The following is an 18774-nucleotide window of genomic DNA, read 5'->3' as shown; positions in this document are numbered from 1 at the left end:
CCGATACGCCGCTTTTTCAGCAATCTCACGATGAAGCCCCAGGGAATCACCCTAGTCGCTGCCGGCTTCCTGCCGATCTTCGCGATCGTCTCGATGTTCCCGATCGTCGCAGCGATGATCCAGCATTTCCGTACCGATCCCGATGCCGCCACCAAGGTCCCGCTGATGGTCACCGCTCCGGGCCTGACCATTGCCATCCTTGCGCCCTTTGCCGGCTTCTTCGTCGACCGCTTCGGACGGCGCCGGCTGCTGCTTCTGTGCACGTTCTTCTACGGCGTGTTCGGCACGGCCCCGTTCTTTCTCGACGATCTCGACCACATCTTCGCCTCGCGCCTGGCGCTGGGCGTGTGCGAGGCGGGCATCCTCACCATCGTCAACACCCTCATCGCCGACTACTGGGACGAGCAAGGCCGCCACAACTGGCTTTTCCTGCAAGGCCTCGCCGGGCCCTTCCTCGCCTCGGGCGTCATCCTCATGTCCGGCCTTGTCGCCTCGGTGCGCTGGAACGGCGGCTTCCTGGTCTATCTCGTCGCCTTCCCGATCTACTTCGCGATGCTCGCCTGCCTCTACGAGCCCAGGCGCGCAGGCCAGGACGCCGGCGAGACGGCCCGGCCCCTCGCCGGCGAGCCGCGCCGCCCCTTCCCGCTTGGCCATGCCCTGGCCGTGGCGGCGATGACCTTCTTCTCGGCCGCGCTCTACTACGTCTTCATCGTCAACGGCAGCATCGCCTTTGGCGAGGTCGGCGTGAACGACCCGGCCGCGGTCAGCAAGATCACCTTCCTGCCCAGCCTCTTCGTCATGCTCGGCGCGGTGATCTTCCGCGTCCTCGCCTCGCGCGCCAATGCCGTGCAGCTGGGCACTTTCCTGTTCATTCTCGGCTCGGGCCTGACCATCATCGGCCTTGCGCGCACGCCCACCGAGATGGTCGTGGGCCTGGCCATCCAGCAGACCGGTGCGGGCATGACCATTCCCACGCTCATCGCCTGGGCCCAGACCCGCTTTCCCTTCGAGCACCGCGGCACCGGCATGGGCATCTGGACCGGCGCCTTCTTCTTCGGCCAGTTCGCCTCGCCCTGGTTCGTGCACAAGTTCAACCTCGCCGCCGGCACGATGCAGGGGGCCTTCCTGCTTGCCGGAGGCCTGGCGCTGGCCGTGATGGTCGGCATTCTCGCGCTGCTCGTCACCGGCCTTGCCCGCCGCCCCGAGCCTGCCTGAGCCTTATCCTCGTGGACGGGCCCTTCCTGCAGGGCCCGTGATGACCCAGCGACCGGGGCGGGACGATTAAATAGAATTGACGTTTCCTTTTCAAACGGGCTCCAGATGAAACCTATGCCAAGAAAAACAAAAGCAAGGGATGCCGGGGCCACGCTGAGCGTCGATACGGTCAGCAAGACGCCGCTCCAGGGCCGCAGCAAGGCCTCCCTGGAGCGCATGCTCGTCGCCGCCGAAAAGCTCATGCTCGCGCGCGGCAGCGAGGACTTCACCCTCCAGGACGTCAGCCAGAGCGGCAACGTCTCGATCGGGTCGATCTACCTGCGCTTCGAGAGCAAGGAGAACCTCGTGCGCGCCGTCATCGGCAACCACCTGGCCAAGATGGCGCTCGACGAGGACGCGATGATCGAGAAGGTGCGCGCCGGCGCCACCTCGCTCACCACTTTCGTGCCCCGGTTCGTCGAGGCCTTTGCCGAACTGCTCAAGAAACATGCCCCGCTCCTGCGCCTGAGCATGCAGCGCGCCTCCTTCGACCCCCTCGTCTCCGAACCGGGCCGCGCCAGCGCCAACCGCGCCGCAGCAATCTGCGTCGAGGCCATGCTCGAATATCGCGCCGAGTTCAGCGGCAACGACTGCCAGAAAAAGGCCAACGCCGCCTACCAGATCATCTTCGCCACGCTCGCAAGGCAACTCAGCCTCGGATCCACAGGCGAAGCCGTGCACCAGCAGGACTGGAACGAGCTCAAAACCGAACTCGGCAACATGTGCCTCGCTTACCTCACTGCCAGGATCTGAAAACCGTCCACCACAGACAAGGCGCGTGACGCGAAGCAGCGCTGAAGCTTTCCTTGTCACCGGTCAGGCGGACGGCCACCTTGAAGGTCCCCTGTGCCTTGGCGCTCGCTTCGCCCCAGATGTTCATGCCGAAGTCGAACTACGCGGTGCAGTTCTTCTTCTGGTCGGGGCCCGCAACTACGGCGGCGTCTCCGTTAAGCTGGTCGAAGCCGTAGCCGCTCAGAACATGGCGCGTATTCCGACCACAGCCGAAACATCCGAGGCGCCCTCGCCCGCCGCGCGCGACAGGCGCGCCGTCTTGCCCAGCTTGCGTTCCCAGTTCACCCCGATGTACGGCGCGAGCGAACGGTTGGCATCGTAGCGCAGCCGCGCGCCCACCTCGACCCGTTCGAAACCGGCCCCGACGCCGATTTCCGGCACGTCCTGAAACGCAACGTCGAATTCTGCTTCAGGCTCGAGCACCAGCACCTGGGTCAGCCGCTGGTCATAGGAAGCCTTGCCCCTGGCGTGGACGTCGCCCTTGTTGGAAACGAGCAACTGTCCCTCGACTTCGAACCAGTACGGTGCCAGCCCCTGAATGCCGAGCAACGCGTAAGTGCGCTGTGGATCGGGACGGAAATCCTGCCGTGCGCCTACCTGCAGGTTGAACCAGGGATCGAGAGCATGACGCCAATAGGCCGCAACCTCGATCCGCTCGGCTGCTTCCCCGAAGGTGCCCTCCCCTTCGCTGGCGACGACAAACCGGTCAATGTCGCCGCCATACCAGGCTTCCCCTTCCCAGCCGTAACCGTCCTTGCCGTCCTTCATGCGATATTCGAGACGATCAACCTGAAGCGCGAGCGTGGAGAAGGCGGAATGTTTCAACAGCGCATCGCGCGCCGACTGCATTCGGTCCTGCGGGAAAAAGCGATCCGCGGAGTGATCGGTCGGCACCGCAGGAGGAGGCGCCTTGCCCGGCTGATCGGCGACTTGCGGGGCGGACATGACATGACCGGCATGGGCCGAATGATCCTCGCCGCTGGACATGTCCATCGGCATGTCCTGCCCATCATGCATAGTGTGGTCGCCAGCGGGCATGGCCTCGCTGTCGTCCATCGGCATATCCATGCCGTTCTGATCGTCCATGGAACCATGCATGGAATGATCCATGCTCCCATGATCCATCTGCGAGTGGTCCATGGGGGCGTCCTGCTCCTGCGAAGCAGCCACGTCCGGCACGAGCATGGCCATGACGAGCAGCGATGCCGAAGCTGCGCGAACTGAAAAACGGGCGATCATGCGTCCGCTCCCTCGTCACGGACCGTGACGATGCGCATCATCCCGGAATGCATGTGCAGCAACATGTGGCAGTGGAAGGCCCAGTCGCCCTCCCCGTCCGCCGTCAAATCGAACGACGCCTTCCCGCCCGGCAGCACATTGACGGTATGTTTGCGCACCCGGTGCCCGGGCTCACCGCTGACCAGTTCGAAAAAGTGACCGTGCAGGTGGATCGGATGCGGCATCATCGTATCATTGATGAGGTTAACGCGAACCCGTTCATTGAGCCGGAACGGAATTGGGTCAGGACCTTCCGAAAGCGCCTCGCCGTCCATCGACCACATGTAGCGTTCCATGTTTGCCGTAAGATGGACGTCAATCTCGCGGCTCGGTGTACGCGGATCGGGATTGGGATCGAGCGCGCGCAGGTCCGCATAAGTCAGAACGCGGTGGTCGACGTCTTCGAGCCCGGTCGGCCGGTCCGCAAGCCGGTCGACCGGCATCGGCGAAAGCGTGGCCACCCCCGGCCCCATCTTCACGCCGGGCGCAACCGAGGGATCGCGCATCGACATGGAGTGTCCGTCCATCGATTCGTTGGCAGGCTTGCTGAGGTCGATCACGCCGCCCTCGCCCATGTCCATCCCGGACATGTCCATGCCCATGTCGCGCATGGTAAGAAGCGGCCTCTCGCGCAGTGGAGGAACCGGCGCCACCAGCCCGGGCCGCTGCGCCAATGAGGCGCGTACGAGCCCGGAACGGTCGATGGCCTCGGCGACGACCGCGTAACTCTCCGCCTCGCCCGGCTCGACGATGAAGTCGTACGTCTCGGCAATCGCAATCTGCACTTCGTCGGTTTCGATGGGCTGGACATGGTTGCCATCGGCCGCGACGACCTTGAGCGCAAGGCCCGGGACGCGAAAGTTGAAGTTGGTCATGGCCGAGGCATTGATCACCCGCAGCCGGACCTTTTCGCCGGGTTTGAACAAGCCCGTCCAGTTTTCCGGCGTACCATGGCCATTGATCAGGAAACTGTAGGTAGAGCCGGTAACGTCCGAGATGTCGGTCGCATCCATTCGCATCTGCGCCCATTCCAGACGCTCGGCAAGGCTCTGGTCCTTGCCGGCCAGCAACCCCGCAAGAGTCTGCTTCTGGCGGTTGAAGTAGCCGCCCATCATCTTGAGACGACGCAGCTGCTCATGCGGATGCATCGAGCTCCAGTCCGACAGAACCAGGACGTGCTCGCGGTCATAGCCGATCGGATCGGGACCGGCCGGGTCGATGACGATAGGGCCATAAAGCCCGACCGCTTCCTGCATCCCGGAATGACTATGGTACCAGAACGTACCGGAATGGACGATCGGGAACTCGTAGACGAAGGTCTCGCCGGGATCGATGCCGGGGAAGCTGACGCCGGGCACGCCATCCATCTGGAAGGGAAGCAACAGGCCGTGCCAGTGGATCGAACTTTGTTCGCGCAAGGTATTGGTCACGGCAAGACGCACGGTCTGGCCTTCGCGAAGCCGCAGGAGCGGTGCGGGCAGGGTACCGTTGACGGTAATCGCATGGGCCGAGCGGCCGCCCGTCGCAAAATGGCTCTCGCCGATCTGCAGCGCAATGGAATCGCCCGAGAGCGTACCGAAACCTGCCGTACCCGGCGTACCGCTGCGTGCCCAGGCGGGAGTCACTGCGGAAAGCCCGAGCCCCCCGGCAAGCATACCGGACAGGGCGAGAAAACGGCGACGGTTGAAGGGATCAAGAGCAGTCATCGCCGATAATACGCAGATCCGGCGCTTACCCCTCAAGCAAGTGCGACAATTTCTGGCGGGCTCGGTAAATGCGGGTTTCCACCGCCTTGCGGCTGATGCCTAGAACTTCGGCAGCCTCATCCTGCGTCATGTCTTCCAGAGAACAGAGCAGCAGCGGTTCCTTGAGGCTGGCCGGCAAGCTGGCAATCGCCTCGTGGATTCTCTCCACCCCCCGACGTGATGAAAGAGCCTCTTCCGGGTTCTCCTCGGGGTCGGCAATATCGGACGCGTCGTCGAGCGGCACGGCAAAGGAAAAGAAGCGGCGAACCGTTCGCCGACGGGCCCAGTCATGGCACTTGTTGCGCGCGATGCGCAGGATCCATGCACGAAACGGGCGCGTGCGGTCATAGCGGCCAAGGGCAAGGAACGCAGCGACAAAGCATTCCTGCGTAATGTCGAGCGCATCGCTTTCATTACCGGTCAGGCCGCGCACGAAGCGGAATACCGCCTCGCGGTGCCGCTTCATGAGGGTATCGAAGCCCGACTGGCGACCGGCAAGCGCGGCGACCGCCGCCGATGCGTCGTCGCCATCCCCGACCGCCATTCTACCGGTTTGCCGCCCTTGCCCGGACACGCCGGATCATTCCTCTGGCGGCGTGGTCAGGGCATGGGCAACAGCGGAATCGAAACGCCTGGCCTGATCTGGCCGGAGCACAGCGCGCATGGAAAAGACGTGCCGAAGCGTCGCCTTCTGCAATTCGCCCATGGCCATGTGCGACTGGTCGACTGCCCTCTCCACTGCCGGACCATACGTATGCTCGCGCTCTATCGCCTGTGCCAGTTGCGCGTTGGCCTGCCGCAGACGCCCGTCGAGCAGCTTGCGTCTTTCAGCAAATTCGCTCTCGAGCCGATCAATCTGCGCTTCCTGCGCCTTATCGAGATCGAGTTCCTCATGAAGCACGGCATGCAGCCGGCTCTCGTGATTGTCGCCCGCCCGCAGCTTCTGCCCGATCATGAGGGCAACCAGCGCAGCGAGGAATGCGAGGACAAATGCCAGAACGTAGCCGCGCAGACCTGCCACGATCAGGAAACCAGCAAGTGCGAAGGCGCGGCCGCGGGCAGGCCAAGCAGCGGATCTTCGTGCACGGAAGGCGCGCCCGGCAATGCAAGCCCGCCCCACAACCCGATCACCCCCGCAACCGCACAGGCGAGCACGATGCCGCGGCGAGCCACCAACCGCTCGCGCGCTGCGAACAGCCCGGCCATGACCGGGCCCTCGATAGCGCCAAGTCCGGCAGGCACGGGTTCATCGCGCAATTGGGCTATGAACCGGTCAACATCGTCCATGGCGTGATATCCTGAAATACTTCTGCTTGCCGAGCTATACGCAGCCCCTTCACCCATCCCTCATGTTCATGGCGAATGCAATCGTGAGGGCCAATCGTGCGGGCATCGCGGCCATGAAGCTGCCGGGGCGCTTCAGGCTTTCGGCAAGGCACATATGGCAGTGTGCCGCGCGCATGCTGGCGCGCGGCCATGCAACGATCGAAGGTGCACCTGGCGGTTGCCTGTCGCAGTCCGGTCGGACCTCAGAAGCGGTCCAGATCATTGGCTATGGTAACCGGTCCGGCATATTCCTTTTTGACCGCTTCCACATTCCTTCCAACCTGCTCAGGTCCCGAAAGGCCCCCGGCGAAATGGGTCACGACGAGCGCCTTGGCGTGCGCCCTGGCGGCAAGCCGGCCGACTTCCTGCGGCGTCAGGTGATGCGTGGTAAGATGCCGCACCATGTTTTCTTTGATGCTCGCTGGCATATCGGGGGCAACCTTGGCCATGCGCGCCAGCGTCGAATCCATGTCGATCATCTCGCTGACAAGCAGGTCAACTCCGGCTGCGAGCTTCTCGACCGCTTCGCTGGGACCGGTATCGCCGGTGTAGAGGATAGACTTGCCCGGCATGTCGAAGCGATAGGAATAGGATTTGTAGTTCCGCTCGTCCGAACTCCCCGGTGCAAAATCATAATGCGTGTTCTGAACGACCTTCACGGTCATGTCATCGAAAGTGATCATCTCACCATCCCGCAATTCGGTAACATTCACGGTATTGGCCGGCGGTGCCCAGACTCGTCCGGGAAGGCCATAGCCAGCCTTTGCCGACGGCTGCAGCGAAGCCACAATGCCGCCGACGAATTCCCGCGTTCCGGGCGGGCCATAGATCTGCAGCACTCCGCCGGTTTCGGTCTGAAGCCTCAAGCCGATCACAGCGGCCAGGCCACCGACATGATCGATATGGAGATGACTGATAAAGACTGCGCGAACCGCGGGCAGGTTCATTCCTGCCCGCGCCAGCTGTTCTGTCGCGCCATCCCCGGCATCGACGAGATAGACCCGGTCACCGCGTACGATGGCATTCGCGGGTTGGGAACGCTGTCCATCCGGTACCGGACCACCCATCGTCCCCAAGGTGATGAAGCTGGTGGCTCCCGGAGTTACAGTGGCCGCTTCCCCCGTGTGTGCCAGCGCAAGAAATGCCAGTGGCGCCAGCGCACGCAGCGATACCTTCATCATCACATCCAATCCCTTAAAGCTTGAAGCCCAAGCGAGCGCCGTAAGTGCGCGGCGGACGAAGAGTTCCGATCGGGAAGTCAAGGATCGGGCGTGAACCTGCGCGAGCAAGAACTTCTTCATCTTCGATGTTGTTGATGAACGCGGTGACGGTCCAGCGGCCTTCCGGCCCTTCGAGCGTGAGGTATGCGTCGGACATCATGAACGCGCCCTGCTTTTCCACGTCGCGGAAATTCGCATTCAGGAATCGGCTGCTCTCGATGTTGGACCGCAGGCCGGCAATAAGTTCCATGTCACCGCCCAGATCGAATGTATGCTCGTATCCGACATTGGCCGACCAGCGCGGCGAATTGACGGTTGGCTTGCCCGAGCAATCGATGTCGAAGAACCGCGCCCCGTTCACCCCGGGGTTCGCCAGCCGCGTACCGGTGACCGTGCATCCCGTCGAAACGGGCGCGCCGGTTGGCGAGAAGTTAGCCGTCTGCAGACTGTTGTATTTGCCGTTGAGATACTGGACGTTGGCGCTGAACTGATCGTGGCGCGTAGGCGCAAAGCGCATCTCGACTTCGGCGCCATATATGCGCGACTGTCCCGCGTTGGTGGTGAGAGAGCCTTGAGCGAAGAGGCCGTCACCCGTTTTCACGCCGCCCACGAAGGTCACTTGCTGGTCCTTGTAGTCCCAGTAGAACGCTTCCACGTTGAGCTGCACCTTGTTACCGAAGAAACGGTTCTTCGAGCCAATGGTGTAAGCGGTCAGCGTTTCGGGAGCGAAAACGTTATTCGGCGGCGAAGCAACGTAGAACCCGCCCGACTTGAAGCCAGTGGCAACATTTGCATACAGCAGCGATGCCGGACCTGCGTCAAATTCGACGCCTGCCTTCCAGGTGAACTTGTTGAAGGTCAGGCTACCGGTAAACGGCGCGCCAAGCGGCGGATCGATCGGGCCGGGAAGCCCGCCCGATACCGATGCGGTGAGCTGTGACTTTTCCTCATGGGTATAGCGCCCGCCCGCAACTACGCGGAAAGCATAGCTGAGATCGAAGGTCAGCTGGCCGAAGGCAGCGATGCTCTGCGTCTTGAGGCGCGGCGAAAAGCGGGTCGTGGAAAGGCGACCCTGGCGGAAGTAGTTCAGCGTCTCCTGCTCTTCATTATAGAAGAATGCGCCGGCAACGTAGCGCAATCTGCCCTGCGCTGACGAAGTCAGACGCGCTTCCAGCGACATCTGGTCGGCATTGTCCTGGATCTCGCCGAGGAACCCGGGAAGATATGTACGGAAATCGGCTTCGGAACGGCGCCAGGCTGGAATGATTGTCAGCTTGCCGAAGCCCATGTCTCCTTCGACCTGCGCGCTCAGCCCATAGAACTTGTTGTTGAGATAACCATCACCCTTGGCGTTCTCGATGCAGCCACTGGCGATGAAACCCCCGACGCAGAAGGGCGGCGCAAAACGCGTATCGGCAAAACCATTGATGGCGGCGATTGCCAGAGGATCCGACAGCCCAATGCGATCATCGACAGGGGGAACCGCAAAATCCGGATTGGGCAAAAGGACCGCACCTGAACCCTTGCCATGCTGGTTGTAGTAATCGCCGACGAAAGTGATTGACCATTGATCCGAAGGCTTGATCAGCAGCGATGCACGCCCTGCCTCGCCTTTGTCGTCGTCGTAGCCATCGGAAAGGTAGCCGTCGCGGTCGACGATCTGGCCTGCAACCCGGAGCGCTACCGTTTCGCCGAACGGCAGATTGACCGCCGCGAACCCCTTCTTGCTGTCGTAGTTTCCGTATTCCACCAGCCCTTCGAAGCCCAGCGTGCCCAATTGCGGCTTCTTGGGAAGGACATTGATCGCGCCGCCTGTGGCGTTGCGGCCATATAGCGTGCCCTGCGGTCCCTTCACCACTTCGACGCGCTCGAGATCATAGAAAACCCCGGCGGGCGCAGTCGGACGGCCGACATAGACGCCGTTGAAATTAAAGGCGATTGCATTCTCAGAAAAACTGTTCTGCGAATTCGTGCCGACGCCGCGAAGGAAGAAACTTGTCGTTCCGCCCGTAGGCTGGACAACCAGCGCCGGCACCAACTTGCCGAGGTTTGACGTTTCGGTAATGCCCGACTTTACAAGCTGGTCGCCGGTAACGGCGCTCACCGCCACCGCCACTTTCTGCAGGGTCTCTTCCCGGCGTTGAGCGGTAACGATGATCTCCTCGAGACCACCTTCATTGCCAGCCGATTGCTCTGCCACTTGAGCTTCGGCGGTTTGAGCCAGCACCAGGTGCGGAGCCAGGGCAACCCCGGCCAGCAATGTTCCGATTGTGATCTTGAGCATTTGTCACTCCCCATTATCAGTTTGTTTTTTCAACTATGCCGCCGGAGAAGCAGGTCTCCTTGGCCAGATTCGATGCATGGATTTGAGAAGGCGCCGTTGCCATCTGCGGCGGACCGGCGCGATTTGCGGGCGGTCGAGACTGATCAGGTCATGGACTTCGGGGCGATTCCCAACAGGCATGCGCTCCCCACCTTATCCCCCTCCTGTACCGTTCTTCGACTCGTTCACTTGCCTGCTGGTCATTCGCACCAAGCAATCAATTTGCAAAATTGCTTTTTTCTATGATATCTCATTTGAAAATCGGATAGGAACGTTATGCGCTTCAAGGGGCTCGACCTCAATCTTCTGCTTGTTCTTGAGACTCTCCTGGCCGAACGCAGCGTAACCGCCGCCTCCAGGCGCCTTAACCTTAGCCAGCCCGCGACAAGTGCGGCGCTTGCCAAGTTAAGGGAGTACTTCAACGATGAATTGCTGCAGCAGCGCGGAAGAACCATGTTTCCCACTGCTCATGCCTTGAGCATAAGGCCCCTTGTCCGCGAGGTCCTGGCAGATGCGGAGCGTTTGATTGCCACCTCGGCCAGCTTCGATCCTGCCACTTCGGACCGGAAGTTTGTCGTGATGGGATCGGACTATATCTTCACCACCCTGCTGGCATCGTTCATCGCATCCTTGCAGGCCGAGGCTCCAAACATCAGGATCCAGGCCAATCCATTGGAGCCCAATGTAATCAAGCAGCTCGAGCGAGCAGAAGTGGATCTACTTCTGACGCCCCGCCACTTTGTAACCCCCGAACACCCGGCCATCGCCATCTTCGAAGAGCAGCACGTCCTCGTGGGCTGGAATGAAAATCCGATATTCTCGAAGGAAGTGAAGCTGGAAGACTTTCTTGCTGCACCGCAAGTCTGCGTGGAATTTGGGCCGAACCGGACAGTGCCGTTCGCAGAGGAGCAGATGCGGGCGCTTGGGCTGCAGCGACGAATCGAGGTAATCGCGCCGACCTTCGCTGCCGTTCCCTGGATCCTGCCGAATTCCAGCCGGGTGGCCGTATTGCAGGAACGCCTTGCGCAGAAATTCGCCCGGCACCTGCCCTTGGCTATCGCGCCGCTACCGTTCCCCATGTCAACGATGGAAGAGATGGCGCAGTTTCACTCAACCAGAGATCGGGACGCCGGGCTTCAGTGGCTCCTGTCCAGACTTCAGGAGAAAGCGCAGGAAAGCTGATCGAGCACCGACGGAAAGCTGGGCAGAGCGGGCCGCGATGATGCCTGGCCTTTATCGGCACTTCCCCCTGACGAAGCGAAACCGATCGCGTGGCTCAGCGCAATGTCATGTCGCAAGCATTATCACGATGTCGCCCGCGCATAGCGCTCACGCTTGGCAGCGACCGCGCGCCGGGCCTCCTCCACCGCACGTTCTTCGGTGGCGAAAAGCAGGCTGTCGAGAACAGTGGTCAGGTGCGCACGCATCGCCGCGCGGGCAGCGCGAGGATCCCGGGCACGCAGGGCATCGAGGACCGCGGTGTGTTCATCCACGACGGGCTTTATGTTGGCACTGCGGGCCTTTTCGTGAAGCAAGGAGGCTTCGGGCGACGTGGCCCGCAAATTCCACAGGCGCTCCACGATCTCTATCAGTGCAGCGTTGCGGGTTGCTGCTGCGAGTGTGACGTGGAACTGGCGATCAGCTCTTTCGGTGCCCTTGGGGTCCAGGTTTTCCTGCGCGATTTCCTCGACCAGCCTTTCCAGGCCGGCCAGTTCCTCATCCGTGATCTGCGCGGCTGCGAGCGCGGCGCATTCGGACTCGACCAACAGGCGCGCCTCGGTGAGTTCGAAGGCGGAGATGTTGAAGCCAGGCTTCTCCTCGTCGCCCGGTAACCGGACTACATAGGCGCCCGAGCCGACGCGCACTTCGACAAGGCCCTGAACTTCCAGTGCAATGATTGCTTCGCGCACCGTGGGCCGGCTTACGTTGTGAAGCGCAGACAGCTCTCGCTCGGCTGGCAGACGGTCGCCGACGCGGTATTTGCCTTCTACCAGGTCAACGAGCAGTTCGCGCGCAAGATCCTGATAGAGCCGTTCCTTCATACCCTCAGCCATCGCGCTTCCATATCCCTTACCAATTAGCATGATTGCCAGACCAATAGGGCGAGGTCAATCTAACATAGAAATCCGCCCCGGGATTCGCCAGCGAGCCATACAAAAATATAAAGCCAGCGCAATCACCGCGCACTGCGCTCGCCGTTAGGTCACGCACTTGCCAAATATCGCCATTCTTGCATCGATCGGCAGCCGCAGGTGGGGGCTCGCTCCGCAATCCTGGGCCAGACCGGGATCGCGGCCCGCGATCGACGACTAGTCGAATCGTGAACTCATCAGATCCTGCCCGGCTTTTCCTTCTTGTAGCCGACGGCAAGCTACAGGAGGACAAGGGAGCACGCATCTTGAAGTTACAATCACGTCATTTCCGAGCCCATAGCAAAGCTACCGGCTTGACTGGTCTTACCAAAATGCGCTAATCGGCCAGTTGACCGCTTCAAGGTTCGTAGGGAGAAGACTTCGTGAGGCATTCTGCAATTTTCAGCGCGACCGCTGGACGTCGCGCCATCGTGGCCGGCACGCTTGCCGGGCTACTGGTCGCCGCGCCTGCTCAGGCTCAGGACGCTGGTTCGCCTGACGCAGCCGATGCCGGACAGGACGCCGGCGTCATCATCGTTACAGCGCAAAAGCGCTCACAGGATATTCTCCAAGTCCCGGCCGCGGTCTCTGCGATCAGCGAAAAGACGCTCGACGCGGCACAGGTCAAGGACTTCACCGACATCACCAATGTCGCCCCGTCGGTCACAGTGGCGAGCGCGGGCAACTCCGCGTCCTCGACCGTATCGCTTCGCGGCATCGGCACTCTCTCGTTCTCGACCAGCGTCGAGCCGTCGGTTTCGATTGTCGTGGATGATGTCGCTCTGCTCCAGCAGGGTCAGGCGTTCGGCAAACTCAACGACATCGCCCGCATCGAAGTGCTGCGCGGTCCGCAGGATTCGCTGTTCGGCAAGAACGCCTCGGCAGGCGTGATCAACATCGTGACCAAGGATCCGACGAACAACCTCAGCGGCTTCGTCGAAGGCCTGATGACCGATGACAACGAAGTTCGCGTAAACGGCAACCTGTCGGGTCCCATTGGCGACAGCGCAGGCTTTCGCATCAACGCCTTCTACGGCGACCGCAAGGGCTACATCCGCAACCTGACGAACGACACTTGGCTCAATGGCGAAGAAAGCTACGGTGTACGGGGCAAGGTCAAGTACGACAGCGGCATTCTCTCGGTCCAGTTGATCGGTGACTACAGCAACACAAAATCCACCGGCAATCAGCCAACCTACTACTACGTCGCTCCCGGCACGCTTCAGAACGGTCGTCCGATCAACCTGGGTGGGGTGGTCCCCGGCATCGCCAACACCGAAGTCACGGTCAACGACGACCAGCTCTCGAACACGGAGCAGTGGATGGCGTCGGCCAAGATCGGCCTCGATCTCGGTTTTGCTTCGTTGACTTCGGTCAGCAGTTACCAGGACTGGAAGCTGGACACCTCGTCCGACTTCGACTTCACTCCGTCGTTCGTCATTCGTCAGGGCGGCCCTTACCATGCGAAGCAGTTCGCACAGGAACTCCGCCTGACTTCGGCCGACACCGGTCCGTTCGATTATCTTGTCGGTCTCTACTACGCAGACGGCGAGACGGATCGCCAGTTCGCCCGCGATACGGCTGCATTCTTGACGTTCCTGCGCCGCAATTGGGACTCGACCGCTTCAACGCGGACCCTCGCGGCCTTTGCGCAGCTCGGCTACGATCTGTCGGAGAAGACCAAGCTCACCGTTGGCGGACGCATCAACAATGAGAAGGTTGGCGTGTTCTACCGCGATAACATCCCGGCCACCCCGATCATCTATCAGGGCCAAGCCAAGGATACAGCTCTCACTGGCAAGGCGTCCCTGCAGCACTTCATAACCGACGAAGTGATGACCTATGCGTCGATTGCGACCGGCTACAAGGGCCAGGCCTACGATATCTCTTCGGGATTCAATCAGTCGCGCATCGATAATCTCGTCAAGCCGGAGAATTCGGTTGCTTACGAGGTCGGTGTGAAGGGCCGCTTCTGGGATAATCGCGGTTCGTTCGGGCTCACCGGCTTCTGGACCGATTATGACGATTTCCAGGCCCAGAACGTCGAATTTGTCGGAGGCGCGATCCAGCCGGTGCTTCGCAATGTCGGCAAGCTGCGCACGAAGGGCATCGAGTTCGAAGGTACGCTGCGTCCCGTCAACGGCCTCTCGCTTTTCGCCTCGGCAGCCTATGTCGATGCAAAAATCCGCCAGTTCCCGAACGCAACCTGCTATCCGGGCCAGACGGCGGCACAAGGCTGCGTCGGCGGTTCGCAGAACCTTGCCGGCGCCAACTTGGCCAACTCGCCAAAGTTCAAGTACAACATCGGCGGCAACTTCGAAACGCCGCTCGGCAGCTCGCCGATCAGCATTTTCACGTCGGCCAACTACGTCTGGCAGGACGATGTGAACTTCGCGCTCGACGGTAATCCGCTTACCGAACAGAAAGCATACGGCATCGCCAACGCCACCATCGGCCTGCGCGAGACCGAGAACCGCAACTGGGAAGTCTCGCTGTTCGTCAACAACCTGTTCGACAAGTCCTATGCCGCAGTGCTCACCGACTACTCGGACAATGGCTACACTGGAACGGCGATCGTGCAGCAGGTGCCCCGCAATTACGGCCGCTATGTCGGGCTGAAGCTGCGCTTCGGTTTTGGTGGGGATCGCTGACGCCTTTCTTCGACATTCGAGATATGCCCAGGGGGCCGGCGCACTACCGCGTCGGCCCCTTTTATTTTGAATCAGCCATGATGTCAGGTCCGCCTTCCCGGCGCAGAGCGCATGCCGGAACTCTGAATGGCTCAGGAAGCGTGTGAGGATTGAAATGTGCTGGGATTTTCGAACCCGGCAAGGCGGCACAGGGCGATTGCAATCCAACCATTGCGCAATGCTGGGCCGGCGCGCATTCAGCAATTACATCGCACGCGCCCCGAGTGATGCATCAAATGAAGTTGCTGCGATCGACGCTCAATGATCGGCAAATCGCCAGACCAAATCCAGCGATAATCCAGCGATACGGATGCCATGCTGGAGCGCGAACTGCGGACCTGTCATTCCACCGAAGCTGCGTTGTCGAATTGCGGCATCGGTGGATCGGGAGGCACCTCGCGTGAGTCCCGTTCCACCGGAGGCACGCCGGTCGTCGAGATATACCGGTCCAGCAACTTGTGCGTGAGAGCTTCTCGGGTGCGGGCATACCGGCGATCGTCGATCAGGTTGAAGAGTTCGGCAGGATCCTTCTTGCGATCGTAAAGCTCAGACTGCCCATTCGGACGGGAAACAAGCTTGTAGGCCGGAGTGGTGATTGCCGCCGCGCGCGTAACTGTCTGCGGGAAATCGTTCTGAATTTCGTGCTTGGCCGTGTAGATGTTCGGCGGCCCTTTCATCCGAGGTTCGAATGCTTGCGGTTCGAATGTATCGTAGCCAGATTCGGTGTAAGCGGCTCGTTCAGGATCGCCCTTTGCGCCGCCTAGTTGCGGCAACAGGCTATGCGCAAAGATCGCTTGCTTGGGCCTCACTGCGCCGAGATCAAGGAAAGTCGGCATGATATCGTAGAGTTCGGTCATTTCTGGAACGACATGGCCCTCAGCGCCCCCCGGCATACGGATCACCAATGGAACCCGCGTCAGGCAGCTCTCCAGGCCGCCCGGCCATTTTTCGACCATTCCATAATCGCCGGCATAATCACCATGGTCAGAACTCGCGACCAGAACGGTGTCACGCGAACGCCCTGTCCTTTCCAATGCTTCCATCAGCTGACCGAGCAGCCAATCGGCATAGCTCACCTGTCCGTAATAAGTGGCACGCACTTGCCGGAACACGGCGTCACCGACCTCATCGAGGTGATACCCTTTCCGTACGACCTCATGAAAGATCGGCTTCTTCGACAAGCCCGGAGGCGCCAAATCGGGCAGATCATCCGGCTTGTACATGTCTGCAAAGCCCTGTGGTGCAAAATAGGGCGGATGCGGCGAGCCGATTGCCAGGAAAATGCAGAATGGCCGATCCTGCTGACGCCGCTCGAGTATCTGGATAGCCGATTGCAGCAACTTGTAATCATTGGTCTGCCGTGGATCGGGCTTGGCATCGACCAGCATCGTATTCGGCGCATCAAGATCGAACCGCGTATTGCCTCCCCCGCCTCGCCACGGGAAATCCAGCCAGTTCGTCAGGCTCAACGGGAAGCTTGCCTCCGCCAGGGCGTCGTTCTTGCCGATAAGATATGTGTCGTATCCCGATTCCTTGAGATACCGGAGCATGTTCGGTTCGTCGGGCCGGATGAAGTAATACAAACTGCGATGACCGGTGTTCGCCACCGGCAATCCGGTCAACAGGCTGCATCGTGAAGCGCCGCATACCGGGTACTGGACGTGACAATCCGCAAATCGCGTCCCCTGTCGGGCAAGAAGGTCGAAGTTCGGTGTCTTGCAGACAGGATTGCCATAGCTCGAAAGTGCGTCAGCACGGCATTCGTCCGTCATGAACAAAATCAGATTGGGGCGCGAACCAGCGGTCGGGCCCATCGCCTCGGCCAGCGCCCCGGGCGCGCGGAGCATCGCGGATGCTCCGGTGATTCCGGCAATCCCATCGCGAATGACCGACCGACGGTCGACCTTACGGAACGGCATACACTCTTCCAATCCGATCTGAATTTTTGGTCTGGCCAATCTGGATGATGACACGCTAAAGTCAAGCGCGAACGACGAAATATGCAGCCCTCACAATGTTCGAATGCTTACCGGGAGATCGAAGCGATGCGCGCTCTACACCTCATCAAGATAGTCGCAGGACTACTCTTGAGCCCCACCGCCGCCTCGGCCGCCGCTACTGTCGACGCTCCGCCGTCTGCAGCCATCGTCCATACACAGGGCGGCACGCTGTCCGGGAAGGTTCTTCCCTCTGGCATTCGCGCGTATCTGGGCATTCCCTATGCTGCACCTCCAGTCCGTGACTTACGCTGGCGCGCACCCCAACCTGCTCCGGAGTGGTCTGACATTCGGTCAGCCAGGGAATTCGGGGCCCAGTGCTTCCAACCGCTGCGCGATGCAACGGCGAACTCATATGCCGGCGCGGAAACAATGTCCGAAGACTGTCTGTACCTCAATGTCTGGGCCAGGCCGGGCACCAGGCGTGCCCCGGTTATCGTTTATATTCATGGCGGGGCGTTCTATACCGGGGCAGGAAGCTTTCCGATCTACGACGGAGAAACCATCGCCCGGCACGGCGCAGTTTTCGTCAATTTGAATTACCGGGTAGGACCGCTGGGCTTCCTTGCCCTTCCGGAGCTCAGCGCCGAGTCCCCGCAAGGCACCTCGGGTAACTACGGGCTTCTCGACCAGATCGCCGCACTCGGATGGATCAAGCGCAACATTGCGGCATTCGGCGGCGATCCAGACAACATCACGATCGTCGGCCAGTCGGCGGGATCGATGTCCGTGCTTGCGCTCCAGGCCAGCCCGCTGGCCAAGGGCCTGTTCCAGCGCGCAGTCGGCATGAGCGGCGCGATGATCGCAGGGGCAATCACCTTGCCGTCCCGGACGGATGCCGAGACTGCCGGGAGCAAACTCGAAGCGGGCTGGAAAGCTACCAGCCTGTCGCAACTGCGAGCGATGCCCGCCGATCGCCTTATCGTGCCGCGTGTGCCGGGGGGCCCAAGCACAGGCCCGGCGATAGACGGATATGTGCTTCCCGGGCCAATTCCCGAGATCTTCAGGAGCGGCGAACAGGCTGACGTACCATTGCTGGTCGGCTTCACGCGCGATGAGGCGCTTGGCGGCATGGGGCCCATAAGCGGGCTGGACGAATATCGAGCCAAGGCAAAGTCGCTCTACGGCGATCGCGCGGAAAGGTTTCTCGAGCTGTTCCCGGCTGCGAACGACGCGGAGGCAAAAGCACAGGCCCGCCTCGCGGACCGGGACAATACCGTCGCACTGGGCATGTTCTCATGGGCCGCGCTGCAGCAGACCTACGGTCACGCGCCGGTTTATTCCTACGAGTTTGCCCACCCCCATTCCTTTGCTGCAGGCGTCACATTCTCCGACCTCGATCCGGTCAAGGCAGGCGCCTATCATACCTCGGAAGTTCCTTTCTGGCTCGGCACACTCGATAGCTTCAACCGCTTCCGTCACACCCGCGACTGGACTGCCAACGATCGGCGGATCAGCGAAAAGATGGTCAATGCCCTGATCGCCTTTGCGCGCACCGGGACGCCGGACGTCCCGAGTGCGGAGTTCCCCTCGTTCGATGCCAGCGCGCCCCAACTCATGATGATCGCAGACGATCTTCACCCGGCGCCATGGCCGGCCAGAGAGCAACTGTTTTTCTTCGATACGAGCGGCAAGGCTCCTCGCCCTTGAAGCCGCTTGCCTCCCAGGGCGGTGATATTCGGGAACCGTAGGTAATCAGCGCGTGGCGGGTTTGGCCACGCGCTGGTCGATGGCGCCGAAGGGTGCGAGGCCGTCTTTGGCGCGGGCTTCCATGCGGATGGTGTCGCCGTAGCCCATGAAGGCGGTCGACGGTTTGCCCCCGGCGATCATCTCGATGGCGCGCACTTCGGAGATGCAGCTCGATCCCACTTCGGCATAGTTGGGGTTCGAGACCGTTCCCGAGCCGATCACGGTCCCGGCGACAAGGTCGCGGGTCCGCGCGGCATGGGCGACCAGTTCGTGGAAGCCGAAGTCCATCGCCGCGCCATTGGCGTGACCGAAGGCCTTGCCGTTCCAT

15 protein-coding genes are annotated in these 18774 nt (G+C 61.2%); 5 read left to right on the top strand and 10 right to left on the bottom strand.

All coding sequences use genetic code 11. The annotated features are described in order from the left end of the window. Positions 1-3: 3 nt before the first annotated feature. The gene (locus J3474_RS22180; protein ID WP_207095672.1) at positions 4-1215 is read left to right on the top strand and encodes an MFS transporter; all 1212 of its coding nucleotides are present in this window, start codon (positions 4-6) and stop codon (positions 1213-1215) included. A gap of 114 nt (positions 1216-1329) precedes the next feature. Then, positions 1330-2007: a TetR/AcrR family transcriptional regulator gene (locus J3474_RS22175; protein WP_207095666.1), complete on the top strand. Its 678-nt coding sequence runs from the start codon at positions 1330-1332 to the stop codon at positions 2005-2007. Positions 2008-2226: 219 nt separating this feature from the next. Here J3474_RS22175 and J3474_RS22170 read toward each other — a convergent pair whose 3' ends face one another. The 7 genes from J3474_RS22170 to J3474_RS22140 all read right to left on the bottom strand — a co-directional run bounded on the left by J3474_RS22170 (position 2227) and on the right by J3474_RS22140 (position 9899). Next, on the bottom strand, positions 2227-3285 hold the full coding sequence (locus J3474_RS22170; RefSeq protein WP_242528586.1) for a copper resistance protein B: 1059 nt from the start codon (positions 3283-3285) through the stop codon (positions 2227-2229). After that, positions 3282-5030, bottom strand: coding sequence for a copper resistance system multicopper oxidase (locus J3474_RS22165; protein ID WP_207095665.1), 1749 nt, complete (start codon positions 5028-5030; stop codon positions 3282-3284). Before J3474_RS22165 ends, J3474_RS22170 begins: the two co-directional genes overlap by 4 nt. Before the next feature lie 25 nt (positions 5031-5055). Continuing rightward, positions 5056-5613 (bottom strand): RNA polymerase sigma factor, encoded by a 558-nt coding sequence (locus J3474_RS22160; protein WP_013836628.1) that lies wholly within the window; start codon positions 5611-5613, stop codon positions 5056-5058. 36 nt (positions 5614-5649) lie between these two features. Beyond that, positions 5650-6090, bottom strand: a complete 441-nt coding sequence (locus J3474_RS22155; protein WP_232512323.1) for a periplasmic heavy metal sensor — start codon at positions 6088-6090, stop codon at positions 5650-5652. A gap of 2 nt (positions 6091-6092) precedes the next feature. Then, positions 6093-6356, bottom strand: coding sequence for a hypothetical protein (locus J3474_RS22150; protein ID WP_041558292.1), 264 nt, complete (start codon positions 6354-6356; stop codon positions 6093-6095). A gap of 242 nt (positions 6357-6598) precedes the next feature. Then, the gene (locus J3474_RS22145; RefSeq protein WP_242528585.1) at positions 6599-7684 is read right to left on the bottom strand and encodes an MBL fold metallo-hydrolase; all 1086 of its coding nucleotides are present in this window, start codon (positions 7682-7684) and stop codon (positions 6599-6601) included. Further along, complete coding sequence (locus J3474_RS22140; RefSeq protein WP_207095664.1) at positions 7590-9899, bottom strand: TonB-dependent receptor; 2310 nt, start codon at positions 9897-9899, stop codon at positions 7590-7592. Before J3474_RS22140 ends, J3474_RS22145 begins: the two co-directional genes overlap by 95 nt. A gap of 315 nt (positions 9900-10214) precedes the next feature. Between J3474_RS22140 and J3474_RS22135 the strand changes: the two genes are divergently transcribed. Next, positions 10215-11120 carry a LysR family transcriptional regulator gene (locus tag J3474_RS22135; protein WP_207095663.1) on the top strand — a complete coding sequence of 302 codons (906 nt, stop codon included), beginning with the start codon at positions 10215-10217 and terminating at the stop codon, positions 11118-11120. A gap of 122 nt (positions 11121-11242) precedes the next feature. Here the strand turns inward: J3474_RS22135 and J3474_RS22130 are convergent, their stop codons facing one another. Next, a complete protein-coding gene (locus J3474_RS22130; protein WP_242528584.1) occupies positions 11243-11992 on the bottom strand; it encodes a FadR/GntR family transcriptional regulator in 750 nt (249 codons plus the stop codon). 461 nt (positions 11993-12453) lie between these two features. Between J3474_RS22130 and J3474_RS22125 the strand changes: the two genes are divergently transcribed. Continuing rightward, positions 12454-14721: a TonB-dependent receptor gene (locus J3474_RS22125; RefSeq protein ID WP_242528583.1), complete on the top strand. Its 2268-nt coding sequence runs from the start codon at positions 12454-12456 to the stop codon at positions 14719-14721. Positions 14722-15101: 380 nt separating this feature from the next. On the opposite strand, the gene J3474_RS22120 is transcribed toward J3474_RS22125, so the two are convergent. Beyond that, positions 15102-16679 (bottom strand): sulfatase-like hydrolase/transferase, encoded by a 1578-nt coding sequence (locus J3474_RS22120; RefSeq protein WP_242528582.1) that lies wholly within the window; start codon positions 16677-16679, stop codon positions 15102-15104. Between the two features lie 81 nt (positions 16680-16760). On the opposite strand from J3474_RS22120, the gene J3474_RS22115 reads away from it, so the two are divergent. Next, positions 16761-18407 carry a carboxylesterase family protein gene (locus J3474_RS22115; protein ID WP_308633021.1) on the top strand — a complete coding sequence of 549 codons (1647 nt, stop codon included), beginning with the start codon at positions 16761-16763 and terminating at the stop codon, positions 18405-18407. Between the two features lie 45 nt (positions 18408-18452). Here the strand turns inward: J3474_RS22115 and J3474_RS22110 are convergent. Next, positions 18453-18774: fumarylacetoacetate hydrolase family protein (locus tag J3474_RS22110; RefSeq protein WP_207093748.1), on the bottom strand; the 322-nt coding region annotated here is incomplete at its 5' end.

Origin of the sequence: Novosphingobium sp. PY1, assembly GCF_017312445.1 — a bacterium.
GTDB lineage: Bacteria > Pseudomonadota > Alphaproteobacteria > Sphingomonadales > Sphingomonadaceae > Novosphingobium.
The sequence above is the reverse complement of the archived record's forward strand: the minus strand, read 5'-3'. Positions and strand labels throughout refer to the sequence as shown.